The organism is Neomelitea salexigens DSM 19753, assembly GCF_000422345.1.
GTDB classification, from domain to species: Bacteria; Pseudomonadota; Gammaproteobacteria; order Pseudomonadales; family Spongiibacteraceae; genus Spongiibacter; species Spongiibacter marinus_A.
The window spans coordinates 44,216-64,629 of record NZ_AULP01000006.1; the positions used below are offsets into that span (position 1 = coordinate 44,216).

General features: G+C 56.8%; 16 protein-coding genes. 11 read left to right on the forward strand and 5 right to left on the reverse strand.

Translation table 11 applies throughout. The features are described from left to right. The first annotated feature begins 18 nt into the window (after positions 1–18). From clpB to H573_RS17815, 5 genes are all read left to right on the forward strand, one after another. On the forward strand, positions 19–2,607 hold the full coding sequence (gene clpB, locus H573_RS0110380) for an ATP-dependent chaperone ClpB (protein ID WP_027874217.1): 2,589 nt from the start codon (positions 19–21) through the stop codon (positions 2,605–2,607). Positions 2,608–2,766: 159 nt separating this feature from the next. Beyond that, positions 2,767–4,308: a DUF4331 domain-containing protein gene (locus H573_RS0110390; RefSeq protein WP_027874218.1), complete on the forward strand. Its 1,542-nt coding sequence runs from the start codon at positions 2,767–2,769 to the stop codon at positions 4,306–4,308. A 20-nt stretch (positions 4,309–4,328) separates the two neighbouring features. Then, positions 4,329–4,547 carry a hypothetical protein gene (locus tag H573_RS0110395; protein ID WP_027874219.1) on the forward strand — a complete coding sequence of 73 codons (219 nt, stop codon included), beginning with the start codon at positions 4,329–4,331 and terminating at the stop codon, positions 4,545–4,547. 59 nt (positions 4,548–4,606) lie between these two features. Continuing rightward, positions 4,607–5,713 (forward strand): tetratricopeptide repeat protein, encoded by a 1,107-nt coding sequence (locus H573_RS0110400; protein WP_027874220.1) that lies wholly within the window; start codon positions 4,607–4,609, stop codon positions 5,711–5,713. Then, positions 5,710–6,777, forward strand: a complete 1,068-nt coding sequence (locus H573_RS17815; protein WP_036256505.1) for a HupE/UreJ family protein — start codon at positions 5,710–5,712, stop codon at positions 6,775–6,777. The genes H573_RS0110400 and H573_RS17815 overlap by 4 nt, the downstream gene beginning before the upstream one ends. Positions 6,778–6,786: 9 nt before the next feature. Here the strand turns inward: H573_RS17815 and H573_RS0110410 are convergent, their stop codons facing one another. Then, entirely contained in the window at positions 6,787–7,233 is a 447-nt protein-coding gene (locus H573_RS0110410) for a DUF4124 domain-containing protein (RefSeq protein WP_161624253.1), read from the reverse strand. Between the two features lie 495 nt (positions 7,234–7,728). Here H573_RS0110410 and H573_RS0110415 point away from each other — a divergent pair, with 495 nt between their 5' ends. Both H573_RS0110415 and ilvN read left to right on the forward strand, forming a co-directional pair. Continuing rightward, entirely contained in the window at positions 7,729–9,477 is a 1,749-nt protein-coding gene (locus H573_RS0110415; RefSeq protein WP_027874222.1) for an acetolactate synthase 3 large subunit, read from the forward strand. Continuing rightward, on the forward strand, positions 9,477–9,968 hold the full coding sequence (gene ilvN, locus H573_RS0110420) for an acetolactate synthase small subunit (protein WP_027874223.1): 492 nt from the start codon (positions 9,477–9,479) through the stop codon (positions 9,966–9,968). Before H573_RS0110415 ends, ilvN begins: the two co-directional genes overlap by 1 nt. 59 nt (positions 9,969–10,027) lie before the next feature. On the opposite strand, the gene H573_RS0110425 is transcribed toward ilvN, so the two are convergent. Beyond that, on the reverse strand, positions 10,028–10,384 hold the full coding sequence (locus H573_RS0110425; protein WP_027874224.1) for a nuclear transport factor 2 family protein: 357 nt from the start codon (positions 10,382–10,384) through the stop codon (positions 10,028–10,030). 98 nt (positions 10,385–10,482) lie between these two features. Then, positions 10,483–11,277 (reverse strand): LysR family transcriptional regulator, encoded by a 795-nt coding sequence (locus H573_RS17820; protein WP_051171198.1) that lies wholly within the window; start codon positions 11,275–11,277, stop codon positions 10,483–10,485. 21 nt (positions 11,278–11,298) lie between these two features. Between H573_RS17820 and H573_RS17825 the strand changes: the two genes are divergently transcribed. The 3 genes from H573_RS17825 (at position 11,299) to trxC (ending at position 13,354) form a co-directional block, all read left to right on the forward strand. Then, a complete protein-coding gene (locus H573_RS17825; protein WP_051171199.1) occupies positions 11,299–11,739 on the forward strand; it encodes a class I SAM-dependent methyltransferase in 441 nt (146 codons plus the stop codon). A gap of 42 nt (positions 11,740–11,781) precedes the next feature. Then, complete coding sequence (locus tag H573_RS17830) at positions 11,782–12,849, forward strand: alpha/beta fold hydrolase (protein ID WP_036256507.1); 1,068 nt, start codon at positions 11,782–11,784, stop codon at positions 12,847–12,849. A gap of 61 nt (positions 12,850–12,910) precedes the next feature. Next, positions 12,911–13,354 (forward strand): thioredoxin TrxC, encoded by a 444-nt coding sequence (gene trxC, locus H573_RS0110450; protein WP_084498019.1) that lies wholly within the window; start codon positions 12,911–12,913, stop codon positions 13,352–13,354. Between the two features lie 27 nt (positions 13,355–13,381). Here trxC and H573_RS0110455 read toward each other — a convergent pair whose 3' ends face one another. After that, positions 13,382–13,651, reverse strand: coding sequence for a hypothetical protein (locus H573_RS0110455; RefSeq protein ID WP_027874226.1), 270 nt, complete (start codon positions 13,649–13,651; stop codon positions 13,382–13,384). A gap of 24 nt (positions 13,652–13,675) precedes the next feature. Continuing rightward, positions 13,676–16,549 (reverse strand): RNA polymerase-associated protein RapA, encoded by a 2,874-nt coding sequence (rapA, locus tag H573_RS0110460; RefSeq protein WP_027874227.1) that lies wholly within the window; start codon positions 16,547–16,549, stop codon positions 13,676–13,678. A 197-nt stretch (positions 16,550–16,746) separates the two neighbouring features. On the opposite strand from rapA, the gene H573_RS0110465 reads away from it, so the two are divergent. After that, on the forward strand, positions 16,747–20,304 hold the full coding sequence (locus H573_RS0110465; protein ID WP_027874228.1) for a PAS domain-containing hybrid sensor histidine kinase/response regulator: 3,558 nt from the start codon (positions 16,747–16,749) through the stop codon (positions 20,302–20,304). The last annotated feature ends 110 nt before the right edge of the window (positions 20,305–20,414 follow it).

Consider the following 20,414-nt stretch of genomic DNA (forward strand, 5'->3'; position numbering starts at 1 on the left):
ATGGATGGAGAGCCGCGAATGCGTATAGATCGATTTACCAACTCACTGCAAACCGCGCTGCAAGATGCCCAATCCTTGGCGCTGGGACGCGACCACCAATATATTGAAGCCGAGCACCTGTTGGCGGCGATGCTAAAACAATCCGGCGGCGCGGTTAAACCCATGCTCAGCCAGGCTGGGGCGAATGCCGCTGCGCTGGACGCTGCGGTCAATGACGCCCTGGACAAGCTACCCCGTGTCGAGGGCAACCCTGGCGATGTTCATGTGTCGCAGGGCCTGGCACGGGTATTTAATATCAGCGACAAACTTTCCCAGCAGCGCGGCGATGCCTACATTTCCAGCGAGCTGGTGGTGTTGGCGATGCTGGAGTCGGCGACGTCGATTAGCAAAGTGATGAAAGAGGCTGGCATAGAGAAAAGCCGCCTTGAATCCGTGATAGAACAATTGCGAGGGGGGCAGTCGGTGAACGACGCATCGGCCGAGGAAAATCGTCAGGCCTTGGATAAATACACCATTGATCTGACCGAGCGCGCTGAGTCGGGCAAGCTGGATCCGGTGATCGGCCGCGACGATGAAATACGCCGCACAATTCAAGTGTTGCAGCGCCGTACCAAGAACAATCCGGTGCTGATCGGCGAGCCGGGCGTGGGTAAAACCGCCATCGTTGAGGGCTTGGCGCAGCGCATTATTAACGGTGAGGTGCCCGAGGGCTTAAAAGACAAGCGCGTGCTGTCTCTGGATTTGGGTGCACTGCTTGCCGGCGCAAAGTTTCGCGGTGACTTTGAAGAGCGCCTGAAGTCGGTGCTCAACGAACTCGCCAAGGAAGAGGGGCGGGTCATCCTGTTTATTGATGAACTGCACACCATGGTCGGTGCCGGTAAAGCTGACGGCGCCATGGACGCAGGCAATATGCTCAAACCTGCGCTGGCGCGCGGTGAACTGCACTGTGTGGGCGCCACAACGCTGGACGAATACCGCCAATACATCGAAAAAGATGCGGCGCTTGAACGTCGTTTCCAGAAAGTCTTGGTGGACGAACCCTCTGAAGAGGACACCATCGCGATTCTGCGTGGCCTGAAAGAGCGCTACGAGGTGCACCACGGCGTCGATATTACTGACTCCGCCATTATTGCGGCGACCAAACTGTCGCAGCGATACATCACCGACCGCCAGTTGCCGGATAAAGCCATCGACCTGATCGACGAAGCGGCCAGCCGTATTCGCATGGAGATCGACTCCAAGCCCGAGGTGATGGACAAGCTCGAGCGCCGCTTGATTCAACTGAAAATTCAGCGTGAAGCGGTGAAGAAAGACGACGATGAGGCGGCTAAGAAGCAACTCGCCTTGCTCAATGCCGATATCGATAAAGTGGAGAAGGAATTCGCCGATCTCGACGAAGTTTGGAAGGCCGAGAAGGCGACCCTGCACGGCAGCGCGCAGATTAAGAGTGAGCTCGAGCAAGCTAAGCTGGATCTGGAAGCTGCGCGTCGCAGTGGCGACCTAACCAAGATGTCGGAGCTGCAGTACGGCGTGATCCCCGATATGGAAAAGCGTCTTGCATCGGCAGATGCCGCAGAGCACGGCGAAATGCAGCTGCTGCGTAACAAGGTCTCGGACGAGGAAGTCGCCGAGGTGGTATCGCGCTGGACGGGTATTCCCATCAGCAAGATGCTGGAGGGCGAAAAAGACAAGCTGCTGCGCATGGAAGAGGCGCTGCACAAACGCGTTGTCGGGCAGGGCGAAGCGGTGGACGCGGTTTCCAATGCGGTGCGCCGCAGTCGCGCGGGCCTGAGTGATCCGAATCGCCCCAATGGCTCGTTCCTGTTCCTTGGGCCAACCGGTGTGGGTAAAACCGAGCTGTGCAAGGCGCTTGCAACCTTCCTGTATGACAGCGAAGAGGCGATGGTCCGTATCGATATGTCGGAGTTTATGGAGAAGCACTCGGTCGCTCGCTTAATTGGTGCGCCTCCGGGCTACGTCGGCTATGAAGAGGGCGGCTACCTTACTGAGGCGGTGCGTCGTCGCCCCTATTCGCTGTTGTTGCTGGATGAGGTTGAAAAGGCCCACCCCGATGTGTTCAACATCCTGCTGCAGGTGCTCGACGATGGCCGCCTGACCGATGGTCAGGGTCGCACGGTGGATTTTCGCAACACGGTGATTGTGATGACCTCGAACTTGGGTTCTGACGTGATTCAGGAAATGACGCGCGGCGGTAGCGACTACCCGGCGATTCGTTCCGCGGTGCTCGACGTGGTGTCCGGCCACTTCCGTCCAGAGTTTGTTAACCGCGTCGATGAGCTGGTGGTATTCGAGCCGCTGGACAGAGAGCAAGTGCGTGAAATCGCGCATATCCAGCTGGAGATACTCAATAAGCGGCTGGCCGAAAGGGAGTTGTCACTGGTGCTCAGCGATGCGGTGATGGATCGTCTGGCGGATGTGGGCTTTGACCCCGTATTTGGTGCTCGCCCGCTCAAGCGCGCGATACAACAGCAGCTGGAAAACCCCTTGGCGCAGCGCCTGCTGCAGGGCGAATTTACCCCGGGGCAGCAAATTTGCGCAGAAATTGATGGAGATCAATTGGCATTTAAAGCGGCTACGCTACAGTAGGCCTGCGACAAAACATACCCACCCACCCTTATCAATTGCCCGGCATTCACCGGGCTTTTTTTTGCCCTGTCCATTCAGCTGGTGATCGAAACGCTCGTTCATATCGTACGCGTTGACGGTAAACAATTATAAAACCGTGTACGTAATCGAGGTGATATTATGGGTTCCCCTGTCAAAAGTAGCCTGGCACTAGCTGTGCTCGGGACTATATTTAGTTCCCAAGTCCTAGCGTCAAGCCACCGAGAAGCGCCGTTCATAGCGTCTTCTCCCAAGGTTGACGGTACTGACTTCTACATGTTCCGCAGCTACGAGGCTGGGCGTGACGGGTTCGTGACGTTGATCGCCAATTATCAGCCACTTCAAGACGCCTACGGCGGCCCTAATTACTTCACTATGGACCCACAAGCGCTCTATGAAATTCACATAGACAATAATGGCGACGCTGTTGAGGATCTGACGTTTCAGTTCCAGTTCAGTAATGCCTACGGCCAAGCATCAGCGGCAGGGCTGATTGATGCGGGTAAGGTTAAAACCGGTGAGGACGATCAGGGCAATGACATTTTGGTACAGGTCCCGTTAGCCGCAGTTGGAGGTGGCAGCGGCACGAGTACGGGATTGCTGAATGTCGTAGAGACTTTCTCTGTGGAGCTGGTTGCCGGACCACGCCGCAGTGGTAACGCGACGCCGGTTTCGAACCTGGCTGACGGGTCTACAAGCTTCGCAAAGCCGGTAGACAATATCGGCAACAAGACCATTCCTGACTACGAAGGCTACGCCTCGCAATTCGTATACGATATTAATATTCCCGGGTGCATGTCTCCGGGCAAGATGTTTGTCGGCCAGCGCCAAGAAGGGTTTGTTGTAAACCTAGGGCAAGTCTTTGACCAAGTGAATCTTAACCCTCTGGGTGCTAGAGACAGTGCTTCAAATACTATTGGCGATAAAAACGTAACGTCGCTGGCGCTCGAACTGCCGATCAGTTGTGTGACCGCTGGCAGCGAAGCCGTTATTGGTGCCTGGACAACGGCAAGTAAGCCGCAGGCGCGACTGCTGAACTCCAAGCCCGTCGGGCCGACAGCCTCGGCCAATGGGCAGGGACCCAGTGTGGAAGGTGGTGCCTGGACTCAGGTGTCTCGCCTGGGTAGCCCGCTAGTCAATGAGGTGGTCATCGGGATCACGGATAAAGACAAGTTTAACGCCAGCCATCCAAAAGATGACGTTGAAAACTTCGGCGCTTATGTTTTGTATCCCACGCTACCAGTCCTGGTAGATGTTCTGTTCCCCGGAGCTACTGTCGTACCCGACACACCGCGAAGCGATTTGCTAGCGGCATTCGTGACCGGTGTTAATGGCTTGAATCAAGCAGATTCCGCACAGCCAGGCGAGATGCTTCGCTTGAATACCGCGATCGCGCCTACGGCGTTAGTGAGTCAGGGGGAGTTGGGCTTTTTGGATTGTGACTTAGCGGGTTTCCCGAATGGGCGCCGCCCGGTAGATGATGTCGTTGACATTGCTTTAAGTGTTGCCGAGGGCGCGATTACCGGGGCCAACCCCAATGGTTTGCAGACTTGCGACTTGTCAGGGGCGGCACCGGTGGTCGTGAATGCTGGCGCCGTTGTCAATGACGGGGCGAAGCCTGACCGCTTTGATTATCTCGGCGGTTTCCCCTATCTCGCTACGCCCATTGCGGGTTCACCCTGAATAATACGAGGACTTTACCTATGAAAAAGCGACTCGTAATAGCAATTATGGCGGCAGCGGTGTCGGCGTGCTCACTTGACGACGACGGTGATGGACCCGCGCAAGCCAAGCGCGATGGCGTCTTTGCTGTCACTTTTGCACAGGCCTTTTCTCAGGAGCCGAATGACGCGCCTGTGGAGGTCAACGATATTAAGCCTGAAACACTGGATAAGCAGTCTTTCGACGGCTTTATTCGCTAGCCAGTCTACGGGCAGGCATGGGCAGCTAGGCTGCCCTTTTTTATTATTGAGTAAATAATATGAAAGGACTCATCCTTACCGTTTTTATTGGGGTTTTTAGCGCGAGTCTTTACGCCTTTCCAGAGGTGTCCTGGCCCGCGCCGAGTACTGAATTAATTAAAGTTGAGGCTAAGCCTGAGTCTGTGGTCAGTGCGGATAGGTCGCCCGCAGAGCTGCTGGCCTTAGTGGAAAATTATCTCCAAGAATACCGACGAGAGGGTAATCCTCGGCGCCTGGGCGAGGCCAGCGCAGTATTAGCCAAGCTAGACACTTCGACTGGTCTTTCCCCTCTTCTAAAATGGCGATTTCACTTTTTAAAGGCTCAAATCGCCGAGAGTCTTCATAAGTTCAACGAGGCTCAGAAAGGTCTCGATAGGGCCGTGCAAGCGCTTCGCGACGTCAGTGAACTTGAGGTCAGCGCCCAGTATGAGCAAACGTTGCTTGCCCTCATGAACCTGGCCGTTGTGAGAGGCGAATACGATGGCGCGAAAGCGCATTGTAAGCAACTGGGCGTCGTCAGCCCGTCGTTGTATTCCCAAGCATGCCGCGAATACTTGCGTGGACTTACCAGTGATATTGAACAAGCTTTCGAGGCGCTGCAGGGGCTCGTAAGAGCAAAAATGCTGCAAGGCACAGGCCCCCAATTACACTGGTCATTGGTCAGCCTAGCTGACTTGGCTGACCGAGGCCGTCGAGCAGATGCGCTCGCGCTCTGGCGCTCCGCCGCTGCGCTGTTGCCGGATGATCAATACGCGCGTGGTCGTTTTTGCCTTGCGGCATTGCAGCAGCGCGAGTACGCGTTGGTACTGGATATCAGCGAGGGAGCGCTCTCAGATGGCGTACTCACTTGTCGGGCGGTCGCGCTAAAGAGTCTGGCAGCAACCAATGAAGCGGATTATACAAAGCAGTATTTACAGTTGAAGGCGGAACTCCTCGAAAAATTTGAGGATGCTCAGTGGCGTGGGGAGCGGCTCCACAAGCGCGCTTACGCGCATTTTTTGCTCGATGTTGTAGAGAAGCCGGACATGGCTTTGCGTGTTGCTAGCAGCAATTGGCAAGAGCAGCGTGAGTGGCCGGGCGAGCAGTTACTGGCGCGCAGTCGGTCGGCAGTGGGAGCACAACAATGAGTCGATGGCTTGTTCTCTTTCTTTGCTTTGCCAGTACCAGCTTATTTGCGCATAAAAATAGTGACAGTTATCTGTATATCGCTTCGGAGCAATGGCGGCTCGATATTGCCGTGGAAGATTTGCAGCGGATTTACAATCTAGATACAAATCCGGTGGATGGGCGGGTGACGGCCAAGGAGCTTCGCGGTGCGGAGGCGGGGCTTGAGGCGTCTATTCTGAAAGGCATCCGCGTGACGCGAGAAGGCGGGGGTTGCCCCCTCGACTTGCAACGCCTGGGTGTGGCGAGCCACAGCGGCGAGTATTATGCCGTGTGGGAGCTTAAGTCACCTTGCTTCTCTGAACCGGAAAGGCTGACGCTGAATTACGACTTACTCTTTGATGTCGACCCACTTCACAGGCTGCTCTACCGAAATGATGTGGCAGAGCAGCCGCAACTCGGTGTACTGACACCTTCTGAAAGAGCCCTGGGTATACAGTCTCATGGGCCCTGGGCGACCGTAACGGCCTTCTTCAAGGAAGGCGTTCTGCACATGGTGTTGGGCTACGACCACCTTCTCTTTTTGTTGGCCTTGCTATTGCCTTTGGTAAAGGCATCCTCCGGAGATGAGTCGCTTAGACCGTTGCTATGGCGCTGCGCAGGCGTCGTGACGGCTTTTACGGTGTCTCACAGTATTACGTTATCTGCAGCAACCCTCGGGTGGTGGCAGTTGCCTATCCAGCCTGTTGAAATAGTCATCGCGTTATCAATAAGCGTCGCGGCGTTGGCCGCTTTGGTCGGCGAACACCATCGCTATCAATGGCAGCTGGCGGGGGCGTTTGGGCTCATTCACGGATTTGGTTTTGCCAGTATGTTGGCCGGGTTAATGGATGAGGGCAGCAGTGCTGTTCTGGCATTAGCCAGTTTCAATATTGGTGTGGAGGCTGCGCAATTAGCTGTAACGGTGGCTCTGGTGCCTCTTCTCATGTACTGCCAGAAAAAGCCCCTTTATAGCCGCTGGGTGTATCCCGCTGTATTACTTGCGGTTGCCGCCATAGGTTTGTGGTGGGCGTGGCAACGTGTTTAACAGAGGGCGTTATTCGCAGTGCACGTTAATCGCGTCTTGGGCACGCAGCTTTTGCACCTCAATCTCTTCCGGCGTCAGATAGCGAACTTCGCCATTCTTCCCGGTTGCGCGAATTCGTGCCCCGGCGGCATTCAGTGATTGCATATTGCTTTTCGCCTGCTGGCAAATTGCCGGGTCCTTGGGCGGAAGCACTTCCATTTTTGCGTCCTGGGGTAAGTCTTGCTCGGACTCGGGTGGGTTCGTTGTTGAGTCGTTAGCGCTTTCAGTCGCGGCTGAGCGCTTTCCGGTTTGCGACTCGATAAACTCGTAGGCTTTCCCTACCGGAGGTTTTTGGCTGAAGTGCACCTCGCCCTCTGCATCGGTCCAGCGGTAGTAACCGGACTTGGCCGCAAGGGCGGCGTGGCTGGTCAATAAGCTCACACTTATCAGGGATAAAAACAGCAAATTTTTGCGCATACTCAGCGGCCACAACAACATAATTGATGGGCTGATTATGGCAGATTCTCCCTGGGTCGCAAAAAGCGCTGTCACAAAACCACAAAACAGCCAGATTGCCAGAAAAAACACGGTCTTGGCGACGCATTACCTTGACAAAAAACGGGCGAGGTTAAAAAATATACCGTCCTCCCAATTAGGGTGGCGATGGCTGTTTTCCGCGCTGCTTACCTGCGGCCAATATACAGAGTGTGACTAAAGCTGTTGCACTGCTACTCAAGGTAGTTCCATTCACTCTGCAGACACATGACCTGTGTTGCGAGATTGCCCGCTTTGCGTACCCCGCAAAGCAAAGATAGCCGCTAGCAGCGGCATTAGGCGATTCGCCCGAGCACCAGCAAATGTGCTCGGAAGGTATGTGTTTCGGCATCTAGGCGTTCACATTGAGCGTTTCCGGTGGGCAGCCGGAGGCGTGGCGACGGAATTTAAGTTTCAAACTGAAGCGAGGGTCTTTCAGTGGAGTTGTTATCTGGCGGCGAAATGATCGCACGTGCTTTGGAAGACGAAGGTGTTGAATTCATCTTCGGCTATCCCGGCGGTGCGGTGTTACATATTTACGATGCGCTTTTCAAAAGTTGTAAGGTGCCGCATATTCTGGTGCGTCATGAGCAGGCGGCCACCCATGCGGCAGACGGTTATGCCCGTGCCACGGGTAAGCCCGGTGTGGTGCTGGTGACATCCGGCCCCGGAGCCACCAATGCCATTACCGGTATTGCCACAGCTTATATGGATTCTATTCCCATGGTGGTACTTTCCGGGCAGGTGATGAGTCACCTGATCGGTGAGGACGCTTTCCAGGAAACCGACATGCTCGGTATTTCTCGGCCGATTGTGAAGCACAGCTTCCAGGTGACGAAAACCGAAGAGATCCCCGAGATGATCAAGAAGGCGTTTTATATCGCCTCCAGTGGTCGCCCCGGGCCGGTTGTTGTGGATCTGCCGAAGGATCTCACCAACCCCCACGACAAGTACGAGTACAACTACCCGAAGAAGGTGAAGCTGCGTTCCTACACGCCAGCGAGCCGTGGCCACAGTGGGCAAATTAAAAAGGCGGCGAGCTTGCTGCTGGCTGCCAAGCGTCCGGTTATTTACGCCGGTGGTGGTGTGGTGCAAGGCAATGCCTCGCCGCAGCTGCGCGAGTTGGCCCAGGAGTTGAATTTCCCTGTTACTAACACGTTGATGGGATTGGGTGCTTACCCCGGTAGTGATCGCCAGTTCCTGGGGATGCTCGGCATGCACGGCTTCTACGAAGCCAACAACGCCATGCACCACAGCGATGTGATTCTGGCGGTGGGCGCGCGCTTTGATGACCGGGTGACCAATACCACGAGCAAGTTCTGCCCGGGTGCCAAGATCATTCACATCGATATTGACCCGGCGGCGATCTCTAAAACGGTCAACGCCGATGTTCCCATCGTTGGCCCCGTCGATTCGGTATTAACTGAATTGATTGCGCTGGTGCGTGAGCTGCGTGCCGAGGAACCTACGCTGCCGGATCAAGACGCGCTGGGCCACTGGTGGAAACAGATCGATGAATGGCGTGACCACCACGGCCTGTGGACGGCGCCGCGCTACGATACGACAACGCCCTACATCAAACCTCAGCAGGTTATCGAAACGCTTTGCAAGGTAACCGGTGGCAAGGCCTTTGTGACCTCGGACGTAGGTCAGCACCAAATGTTTGCCGCGCAGTACTACAAGTTCGACGAACCGCGCCGCTGGATCAACTCCGGTGGTTTGGGAACCATGGGCTTCGGTCTGCCAGCCGCGATGGGCGTTAAGTTGGCCTTCCCGGATGCGGACGTTGCCTGCGTTACCGGCGAAGGCAGTATTCAGATGAATATCCAGGAACTGTCTACCTGTGCGCAGTACAAGATTCCCGTGAAAATCTTGAACTTGTACAACGGCTACTTGGGCATGGTTAAGCAGTGGCAGGACATGCAGTACGACGGCCGTTACTCAGAAAGTGTCTATGAAGACTCATTGCCAGACTTTATCAAGCTGGCCGAGGCCTACCAGCACTCGGGGGTTAAGGTCACGCAGCTGAGTGATCTGGAAGAGGCGATGAAAGAAGTCTTCGCCCGCAAGAATGAGTTGGTATTCATGGACATTCATGTTGACCCGCACGAGCACGTGTACCCCATGCACGTGGCCCCGAATGGCTCGATGCGCGACATGTGGTTGAACAAAACGGAGCGAACCTAATGCGGCGGATTATTTCAGTACTTATGGAAAATGAGCCCGGCGCACTGTCGCGTGTTGTCGGGCTGTTCTCTCAGCGCGGCTACAACATCGAAACGCTCAATGTGGCGCCGACTGAAGACCCAACGATGTCGCGGCTGACGCTGACAACGGTTGGCGACGATCACAAGATCGAGCAGATCACCAAGCACCTCAATCGCTTGGTCGATGTGGTGAAGTTGGTCGATTTGTCAGAGGGCGCACACATCGAGCGTGAGCTGATGTTGGTGAAAGTGCGGGCGACAGGTGCGCAGCGCGCCGAGATCAAGCGCTGCACTGACATCTTCCGCGGCCAGATCGTCGACGTCGGCCCCAGTGTCTACACCATTCAAGTGACCGGCGCGGCGGATAAGCTGGACTCCTTCCTGGAGGCCGTTGGCGAAGCTGCCATTATGGAAGTAGTGCGCAGTGGTGTGTCGGGTATTGCCCGTGGCGAGAAAGTGCTGAGTTTGTAGTTGCGACTTGGCCAGTAAAAAAAGGCGCCCTTGGGCGCCTTTTTTTTCGGCTGGAATGATTAGCTGGCCATATTTTCCGGGCCCCAAAAGGCGCGCATAGACACTACTTTGCCTTCGGCGTTGAATTTGAAGACATCAATCACATCGATACTCATGCCTGGCCCTTTCACTTGAAAAGGGAAAGCCACTTCGCTACCTGCACAGCGCGGCGTGCCGCTCAGTTGCAACTTAATCCCCGCGCTTAGTGCGCCCTCATAAAATGCCACAATCGCGTCGATGCCATTGTGAATATCGCTTCCCACAGGGTCTTCGACTGTCGCATCGGCGGCGTAGAGTTCTTTAATAATGTTGATGTCCGCCGTTTCAAAGGCATCGACATAGCGCTGCACGGCATTCAGTTTATCTTGGACTTCCATAGTGGGCTCCTGTCAGTGATTCGCCCAGTATAATCACCGCCACTCGGCACCGTAATGGCGAATACGGTCAAGGCATTGCCGATGGGGTGCAGTGTGTTTCAGGACAAGTGGCGCGCGATATATTCAGCCATATAGTCACGCAGGCACTTCGCCTTGGCGCTCAATAGGCGGCCGCTTGGCCACACCGCAAAGAGCTCACGCGGCTCCCCCTGCCATTGGCGCAACACCTGCACCAGCTGCCCGGAGTCGAGCTCGGGTTTCACCTCGCTGAGCGGCAGCAATGTGATCCCCTGCGCGTCGACGGCCATGTATTTGGCGAAAGTGGTGTCGTTAAACTGTGCGACAAAACGCGGGAGGATTTCCTGCAGGTTCCCTGTCTCAACGTGGCGCAGTGTCCATTTGCTGGAAATGGTGGTGCCGACTAAGCGGTGGTCTTTCAATTCGCTGGGGTGCTGCGGCTCGCCGGCCTTGTTCAGGTAGCTGGCTGCCGCCACTACCACCTTATCGATCTGCCTCAGCTTTTTTTGATACAGCGACGAGTCGGCTTGAGGGCCAATGCGCAGGGCGATATCAGCCTTGGTTTTGATCATATCCTGCAGCTGGTTGCTCAGTTGCAGCTCGAGTTGAATGTCGGGGTGGTCGCGGGTAAAGCCCAGCCACATGGGGCGCAGTGTGCCGTGAGAAATGTTGCTTGGCGCGAGGACCCGCAACTTTCCGCGCAGCTGTTGCATGTCACTGCGCAGCTGCTGCCGTGTTTGGTCAAATTGTTCGATTAATTCAGCGTAGGCTTGGTATAGCGCCTCGCCGTCGACGGTGAGCACACATTGGCGGGCTGAGCGCTGCAGCAGTTTATACCCCAGCTGGTATTCCAATTTTTGCAGCCGGCGGGTCACCGTGGCTGGCGGCAGCCCCAGATGCTTGGCCGCATTGCTGTCGAGGAGTTATTCAGTGAGCTAGGTGAAACCCAAGTGATCTCCGAGCTCGGCAAACTGAGCGTCTATGCTGCTCCACGCCTGGATATCTACTTGGGTGACATCATTGCGTTAACAGCGCCTTTACTCGGGGCGGTTGATGCCATCTATGATCGCGCCGCACTGGTCGCTCTGCCGGCAGAAATGCGCGAGAACTATACACAACACCTCATTCAAATGACCGATGCGGCCCCGCAGTTATTGGTGAATTATGACTACCAGCAAAGCGCGATGCCCGGGCCGCCATTCGCCATTAGTGACGACGAGCTAAATAGGCACTACGCGCAGCGCTATACCCTTAAGCCATTGCATTGTGAGTTGGTGCCTGGGGGACTCAAGGGTCAGTGCCCCGCACAGGAGAAAGTCTGGCTGTTGACTCCCTGAGGTTGGGGCGGATGTTACGCGCCGCAACCAGAGGATGAGGTCATGGCCGGCATGCGCCAGCAAAGGGTCGAGGTTAACGGGATCCACCTACACGTACGGTGTCAGGGGGAGGGCCCCTGGGTCGTGCTTTGCCATGGTTATCCCGGTCATTGGTCAAACTGGCGCAGCCAAATGCAGGTTCTGGCCGATGCGGGTTATACCGCTGTGGTGCCCGATATGCGCGGCTACGGTCAGAGTAGCCGCCCAGCGGATGTCTCGGCCTATAACATGAACCAGCAAATTGGCGATATGTGCGGTTTGCTGGATGCGTTTGGTATTCAACAAGCTGTGTTTATCGGGCAGGATTTTGGCGCATCACTGGTGTGGAGCCTCGCCCTGAGGCACCCCGAGCGCGTGCGGGCTGTGGTCGGTATTAGCGTGCCCTTTGATCACGATTACTACGGCCGCAGCTGTATGGGACATTTGCCTGCTGAACAACTGCAGGTGCTCAATGCCGACTCCCTGCTGGTGGCATCGCCACTACATCCACCCAGTGTGGGCTTTGCTGCGATTGCAGAGCAGCAATTTTTACACGCGCAGTATTTTCAGCGCCCCGGCGTGGCCGATCGCGAGCTCGGCCACAATGCCAGCGAATTTTTACGCCGCATATACTGGGCGTTAAGTGCCGAGGGCAGCCTCGGCGATTGGGCGAGCTTTCCCTGCCAGGGCACCGCGTATCTGGACGTGCTGCCACCGGCGCCGAGCTTGCCGTGGCCGTGGATGAGTGAGGGCGATATGGCGGTCATTGTCGACGATTATCTGCGCGCCGGTGCCGGTAATGCCTTCAGTGGTGCCTTGGCCAGCTACCGGGTCGCCGACGAAAACTGGCACATCGGCGCGGCCTACGCTGGGCAGAATATTACCGTGCCTGCACTTTTTATTGCCGGTGAAGCCGACCCTGTAGTGGCCTCGTTAGATGATGAGATGGTCGCGAGAATGCGTCAGCGTATTCCCGGGTTGCAGCCACTCGTTCTGGTGCCAGATGCCGGTCACTTTGTGCAGTTGGAAAAGCCAGAGCCAGTAAACGGCGCCATTAGCGCATTTTTAACCTTGCTACCGTCAGGGGCGTGAGCCGCTTGAAATCCGGTTTTTCGTCCCGATAACTACCGTTGTGGATGAAAGAGGAATTGTCGTGACGGCGAGCCAACAACTGCCATGCCCTGCGTGCGGGGCGATCAATCGTATACCCGATAGCCGTTTAGATGACGGCCCGGTATGTGGGAAATGCCGGGCGCCATTATTAGATGGACAGGTCGTCACGGCAGACGGTGCAACCCTTCAGCGCTTTCGACAGCACAGTAGCCAGCCGGTAGTTGTGGATTTTTGGGCGCCGTGGTGCGGGCCCTGCAAAAGTTTCGCGCCGGTGTACAGCAGCGTTGCCGCAGAAGAAGCGACGCGTGCGCGCTTTCTGAAGGTGGATACACAGGCCCAGCCGCAGGCAGCGGCGGCCTATCAAATTCGCTCCATTCCCACGTTGATTGTGCTTCACCAGGGGCGAGAGATCGCTCGCCTGTCAGGCGCTTTGCCGAAGGCGCAATTTCAGCAGTGGCTGCGCCAGCATGTGCCCACGGCGTAGCGTGAGCGACGATTTTTTCGCGGTAGATCAGTGGGCGCTGAAGGCCTGTACGCAATAGCCCTTGTTAATCGCCTCTTGAACTTGCGGGTCCTTCTCCAAGGCGGCGTCGACCTTAATCTGCCTGCGCTTAAGTACCTTTACATCGCGAAAGCCCTCGCGCATCACAAATAGGGTTGCGAGCTGCTCTGCGCCAAACAGGTCTTTAAAGTCGATGTAGACAATAAAGGGCACTTCCTCGTCTTTTTTAAACTCACCTTGGTCTTTGCGTGAGCTGGCGTTCATGGAAAAAAGAAACATCGGCGCTCTCCTGTCGGTGGCAACTTAGCTGATAATAGCCAGTCGCAGCGCGTGGGTATTTAGCCGCAAGGCCCCGAGATGAGTACGGCCCTGTTCGGTTTCACTATCGAAGCGTTGCACGGCCTGCTCGTCAATGTCTGGATTGCGCTCGGCAAGTGCCAGTAGCCTCGCGCGCTCACTGCTGCGCGCCTGCTCATAGGCGGTTAAGGCCTGCTCTCGCCACTGACTTTCCAGCTGTTTGGCAATGGCCTCCACGTTGTTTAGCAAAGTGGTTAAGGGCTCGCGGATTTGCCGCATCAACGCCGGCACCAGGCCTTTCTTAACGTGTTGGCAGAGGCCGTTGAGTTGGGCGTGGCTGACTTTGTCACTGAGTTGTCGGCCCTGAGTATCCAGCAGAATCCGCTCACTCTGGGCGGGCAGGAAGCGATCGAGTGCCAACGCTGCAGGGGCTTGCAGCGAAGGGTTAAAGAAGGTTTCCAGCAGCATACTGCCGGCGGGCAAGCCCTTCACCGCGAGTGTGCACATTGTGGCGCTGCCGAAATCGCCGTTGGCGATCAGCTCCATGGCATCGCGCAGTAGCGGGTGCTCCCAGGTGAGAAATGCCATGTCCTCGCGGCTCAGCGCGCGACGCCGGTCGAAAGTGCCGGTCAGGCCCTCCTCGGGTAACTGTGGAAAAACATCGCTGAGCATATGATCGCCGGGGCGAAGGATAATAGCCTGGTCACTGTGGTCTTCGTGCTCAAGGCCAAACTGGTCAGCCAGTTGCTCCAAATAGGCGGCCAGTTCCTCGCTGCGTTGCTCTTCAGCCACTTGTGCTACCAGCGCGTCAGCCTGATCGCGGCGGCAGGAATTTAATTCCAGCAGCTGATTGCGACCAGAGTGCAGCTCAGCGCGCAGGCTTGCTGCGGTGCTTGCCGCTTCTGACAGCAGGGCATCGACGGCTTCGGTGGACGCTTCCAGCGCCGCGACCAGCTGGCTTTCATAGCGCTGCATCATGGCGCTACCGATGGTGCACGGTTCGGTAAATATGGCCATGGCGTCGCGATACCAATTCAGCAGCGCTTGCTGCGCACTGCCGCTGTAGTAGGGCACATGAATATTGACATCCCCTTGACGGCCAATGCGATCCAAGCGACCAATACGCTGTTCCAGCAGGTCCGGGTTCAGGGGAAGGTCGAATAGAACGAGGTGTTCGGCAAACTGGAAGTTGCGGCCCTCGCTGCCGATTTCACTGCATACCAAAAGCTGAGCGCCGTCGTCGGGATCGGCGAAGTAGGCCGCCGCGCGGTCGCGCTCCATCAGGCTCATTTCTTCGTGGAATACCGCACTGGCAATGCCGCGTCGCAAACGCATGTAGAGCTCGAGCTCGCGGGCAGTATTGGTATCGGCGCAAATCAGCAAGCAGCGAGCGTCGGGCTGGCCGAGGAGAAATTTCTCCAGCCACTGCACGCGAGGGTCGATGTCCGGCCAGTCATCACCGAGCAGGGGCTCAGGGTGCAGACGGTCTTGGAGCGGCAGCTCATCCGCCGCAGCGGTGTAGAGTGCAGGGGCCGATAATGGGTGCTCGTGCAGGGCCCGGGCGGGGAAACCACCCACTGAGGCGCGGCTGTTGCGAAACAAACTGCGGCCGGTGCCGAATCGATCGAGCAGTGCATCGACGACCGCCTGGCGATGGCTCTGCGGGTCATTAGCAAAAGCGGTGAGCAAGTCGCTATCCAGGTAGGCGCGCAACGCGTCTTGTAAGCCGCTGTCGACACCGTTAGTGCGCACTCGGTTAATCAGCTCGCTAATGTCTGTGTAGTCGCGCTGCTCGTCGCGAAACGCCTGCAGGTCATTGTAGCGCTCGGGGTCAAGCAGACGCAGGCGAGCGAAATGGCCGTCGATACCGGCGTTCTCTGGGGTTGCTGTCAGCAGCAACACAGAAGGAGTGGCGCTGCAGAGGGTTTCCAGCATGGCGTAGCCCGGCGTTTGTTCGCCGTTCTCTTGCCATTGCAGGTGGTGGGCCTCGTCGACTATCAGCGTATCCCAGCCAGCGGCTTCAAGCTGGCTGACGCGGCGAGGGTGGCTGCCCAGCCAGTCGATTGATGCGATCAGCAGCTGCTCGCTTTCAAAGGGGTTTTGCTCGCGGGCTTTTTCTTCTTCCTCGTCGAAGAACACGCTGTCGGCGTCGTCGCGATACGGGTCGATTTCCCGGCAGCGGGCTTCGTCAAAAATACTGAAGTTCAGATTAAAGCGGCGGCGCATTTCTACCAGCCACTGGTGAACCAAACTGTCGGGCACCAAAATCAATACCCGCTGGATGCGTTCTTCCAGCAGCTGTTGGTGAAGGATAAGGCCAGCTTCAATGGTTTTTCCCAGGCCGACTTCATCTGCCAGCAGCACGCGTGGCTGGTGTCGCTGGGCGATGTTGCGGGCAATATAAAACTGGTGGGGCAGCAACTCGACGCGCGGGCCGAGCAGTCCGCGGCTGTGATTGGCGCGGGCGCGGTTGCGTTGTTCAAGCGTGCTTACGCGTAACTCGTAGCGTTTGGTGTGGTCGAGCTGGCCCGCTAGCAGGCGATCCCGCGCACTGTGAAGTTGAATTTGTGCGCTGAGGATTTGTTCTGGAATGGGCTGCAGTTCGCCGTTGCTGTCGGCGGCAAAATATACCAGGCAGCCATTGTGTTCCTGAACGTCCTCAACCGTCATTGGCGGCAGGTCGGGCACATTGATTTCATCGCCGGGCTGAAACTGCACGCGCGACAGCGGCGCGCGATCCGCAGCGTAGGTACGCTCTTCCTCGGCGGCGGGGAAGGCGATCACCACCCGACGGTTAGCTGCTTCAAGAATGATGCCGAGGCCAAGGTCTGGCTCGGGGGTACTAATCCAGCGTTGGCCGGGATAAAAAGTCTCTGGCATAACGGGCTTTGGTCTAGTCTCGTCGGGCGATTTTCGGGCAGGCATCTTACGCGTCGCAGCCGCTCAGGGGAAGGCTTGGCGCGCCTAGGAAGTCGGGAATAGGGCCACTTTTCGGCCATAGACTTTAGTCGCATGCACAGCCGTAAACGCTGGGGTAGACTGGGCCGTCGATAGCAATAACGAATAAGAGGCATACAGTGCCAGCAAATCAGTGGGTCATGCTACTGGCCTTTCTCTATTTTGGGGTGTTGTTTTTCATCGCCTGGTGGGCTGACCGTCGCGCTGAGTGGCCGCGCCGTTTTCGGCCGTTAATTTACAGTTTGTCTCTTGCGGTGTATTGCAGCTCCTGGACCTTTTTCGGCGCGGTGGGCGAGGCCGTGGAGAGTGGCTGGGGTTTTCTGCCAATTTACCTTGGGCCAATTTTGCTGTTTGTGGTTGGCTGGCCGTTTTTGCGCCGCCTGTCGGTGATGAGTACCCGCAATCGGGTAACGTCGATAGCCGACTTCATGGGCTCACGCTACGGCAAGAACCAACTGTTGGCCGCGCTGGTGACCTTTCTGGCGGTATTGGGGAGCCTGCCTTACATCGCCTTGCAATTGAAGGCGATTACTCAGGCGTGGACCAGTGTAAAGCACCTCTGGGATCAGCGCGCTGAGGATGTGGGCTCGCAGAGCTTTACCGGCGAGATGTTCGGTACGGTGTCATTTGTTGACCCCGGTAGTACCAGCTTTATTGCGGCGTTAATACTCGTGCTGTTCACCGTTGCATTTGGCACCCGCGTTGTCGAGAAGCGGCAGCGACATCGCGGCTTAATGGCGGCGGTAGCCATTGAGTCCATCGTTAAGCTGGCGGCATTTGTCATGGTAGGGGTATTTGCGCTGGGTTTGCTGTGGAGCAGTGACTCGGCCCCACTAAGCTGGGGACATTTCTCGCAATTACCGGATCTGACCAATTTTTTCACGCAGACGCTGTTGGCAGTTGCCGCAATTGTTTGCCTGCCCCGTCAGTTTCACGTGATGGTTGTCGAGCACCACAGTCGCCGTGATATGCGCCTAGCGCGGTGGATTTTTCCGCTGTATTTGCTGGCCTTTTGCGCAATGATCGCACCCATTGCGATCGCGGGAATGAGCTTGCTGCCCAGTGTGGGTACCGCCGACATGTTGGTGGTTTCGCTGCCATTGCATATGGGCAATAACCAGCTGGCGGTTATCGCCCTGCTAGGCGGGATGTCAGCCGCTACCGGCATGGTGATTGTCGCCTGTGTGACCTTGTCGGTAATGGTGTGTAATGAATGGCTGGTGCCACTCTGGCAGCGCTTTCGTCAGGGGCACGAGATCAACGCCCGGTGGTTGCAGCAAGTGCGGCGTATTGCCATCGCCGCAGTACTGTTTGCCGCCTGGCTGCTGGAGCAACAGCTCAGTGCATACGGCGGCCTTGCTTCACTTGGCTTGTTATCGTTCGCCGCCGCAGCGCAGCTGTTGCCCGGTATTATCGGCGCCTTGTACTGGAGTCGGGGGCATGCCAAGGGAGTAGTAGTCGGCCTGCTAGCCGGTGGCTTTTTATGGGCCTACACGCTGCTACTGCCGGCGGTGCTGGGACAGGGCCACAGTGTGGTGAGCAGCGGCCCAATGGGCTGGCAATGGCTGCGTCCGGAAGCACTGATGGGCTTTGATTTTGGTGACGCACTGAGTCACGGCGTGTTTTGGAGTCTGGCCGTTAACAGTTTGCTAATGGTGCTGATTTCCAGGCGCTGCCGTTTTAGCAGCATCGATATGCGTCAGGCGCGCAGTTTTACCGAGGTGCGGGTCGAGCGCCGCCAATTACAAGCGGAGTTGGAACTCACTGACATTGATGCCTGGCAGCTTCACCGCCTGTTAGTGCCGCTACTCGGAGACGGGCGCAGCGAGCGAATGTGGCAGCGCTTTGAGCAGCGACTGGGCCATCGCCTATTGCCTAGTGACCGAGTGCCGCGCTTTGTTATTAAAGATGTCGAAGAGTCGCTAGCTTCGATTGTTGGGGCGGTGTCGGCGCACCGAACACTGGAACTGCTGGCCAAGCGCAAGCCGCTGGATATCGATGAATTTGTGTCGCTGATCGGTACGACCTCACGGCAAATTCAGTTTGGCCAGGATCTACTGCAAATCACGCTAGAGACTATCCCGCAAGGGGTTAGCGTGGTGGATGGGAACCTCAACCTGGTCGCCTGGAACCAGCGCTATGTCGATCTGTTTAATTTCCCTGAGCGCCTGCTCTATGTCGGTTGCCCAATTGCCAAGATCTACCAATACAATGCCGAGCGCGGTTATTTGCACGATGCCGATAGCGATGTTGATGCGGCGATTCGGCGGCGCCTGGGGCTGTTGCAGGGGGCAAAACCCTATCGCCTGGAGCGCCTGCTACCCAATGGCTTGGTCATTGAAATTTGCGGCACACCGATGGCCAATGGTGGTTATGTAACCACCTATACCGATATTAGCGAGTACCGGCGAATCTTTAATGAGCTGGAAGCCGCCAAGTCGCAATTGGAGGAAAGGGTGGCTGCTCGAACCTCAGAGCTAGAGGCCGTGAATCAGTCCCTGGAAGAGGAAAATGCCACGCGAGCGCGCATTGAGCGGGAGTTGAATACTGTCTACGCCAGTAAAAATCGCTTTTTGGCATCGGCCAGTCACGACCTATTGCAACCCATCAATGCTGCCAGGCTCTTCACCGCCGCGCTGTCGGGAAAAGTGGAAGAGCAGGCGGCCGGGGCCAGTTCGCTAAGCAGCGATGTGAAACACATTGACGAAGCACTGGCCGGCGCGGAAACCCTGATCACCTCCCTGCGCGAAATTGCGCGCCTGGACTCCGGGAGAATGCAGCCCCAGCTCGAAAGCTTTGCCATACAGTCATTGCTCGACACGATGGGGCGTGAGTTTTCGGTGATAGCTCAGCGCAGCGGCCTGACATTGCGCGTTGCACCCTGTTCGCTTTGGGCCCGCAGTGACCGCCACTTACTGCGCCGGGTAGTGCAAAACCTGCTTAGTAACGCCCTGCGATACACCCCGCAGGGCACGGTGTTGTTGGGTTGCCGACGACAGGGAGAGCAACTGAGTATCCAGGTGCTCGATACCGGGCCGGGTATTGCCGAGCAGGACCAGCAACGTATCTTTGACGAGTTTGAGCGCGCAAACGACGCGGCTCACCGTGAAACGGAGGCCGGCCTGGGCCTTGGGCTATCGATTGTTCGCCGTATCAGTAGCCTGCTAGGGCATGACTTGAGCATGGTTTCTGTTCCGGGGCGCGGCACGGTTTTCTCTATAACGGTACCTATCGTCAATGCGGTTGCGGCGAGCGAAGCTGCTACGGTAGCCGAAGAGGCCCTGCAGTCAGAACTCGCGGGGCTAACGGTGCTGTGTGTGGACAATGAAGCGGCGATTCGCGCGGGAATGCAGAGCCTGCTCGCGCAGTGGCAGTGCCGCGTGTTTGCCGGTGCATCGCTCAGCGATGTGCTGAGTCAGTGGCCGCTGGATACACCGCCCGATATTGTGCTGGCAGACTATCACTTGGACGGTGGCGAGACGGGGCTGGAGTTATTGCAAACCCTGAACTATCACTGGGGCACGTCGCTCCCGGCAATTGTTATCAGCGCCGACAACAGTGATGCGGTTCGCCGGTCGGTCATCGATGCAGGTTATCGCTTCCTTGCTAAGCCGGTTAAGCCGGCGGCGCTGCGTGGCTTAATGCGTAAAATGGCAAGGGGCTGGGGTAACGCATAAAGGGTATTTGGCGACATAGTTGCTGTGTCATAAAAATGTCGTCAGAGTTTCATGGCCCTGCAATGGGGCTGTCACCATACGTAGGTCTAATGTCCGCTGTTTTTAAGGCA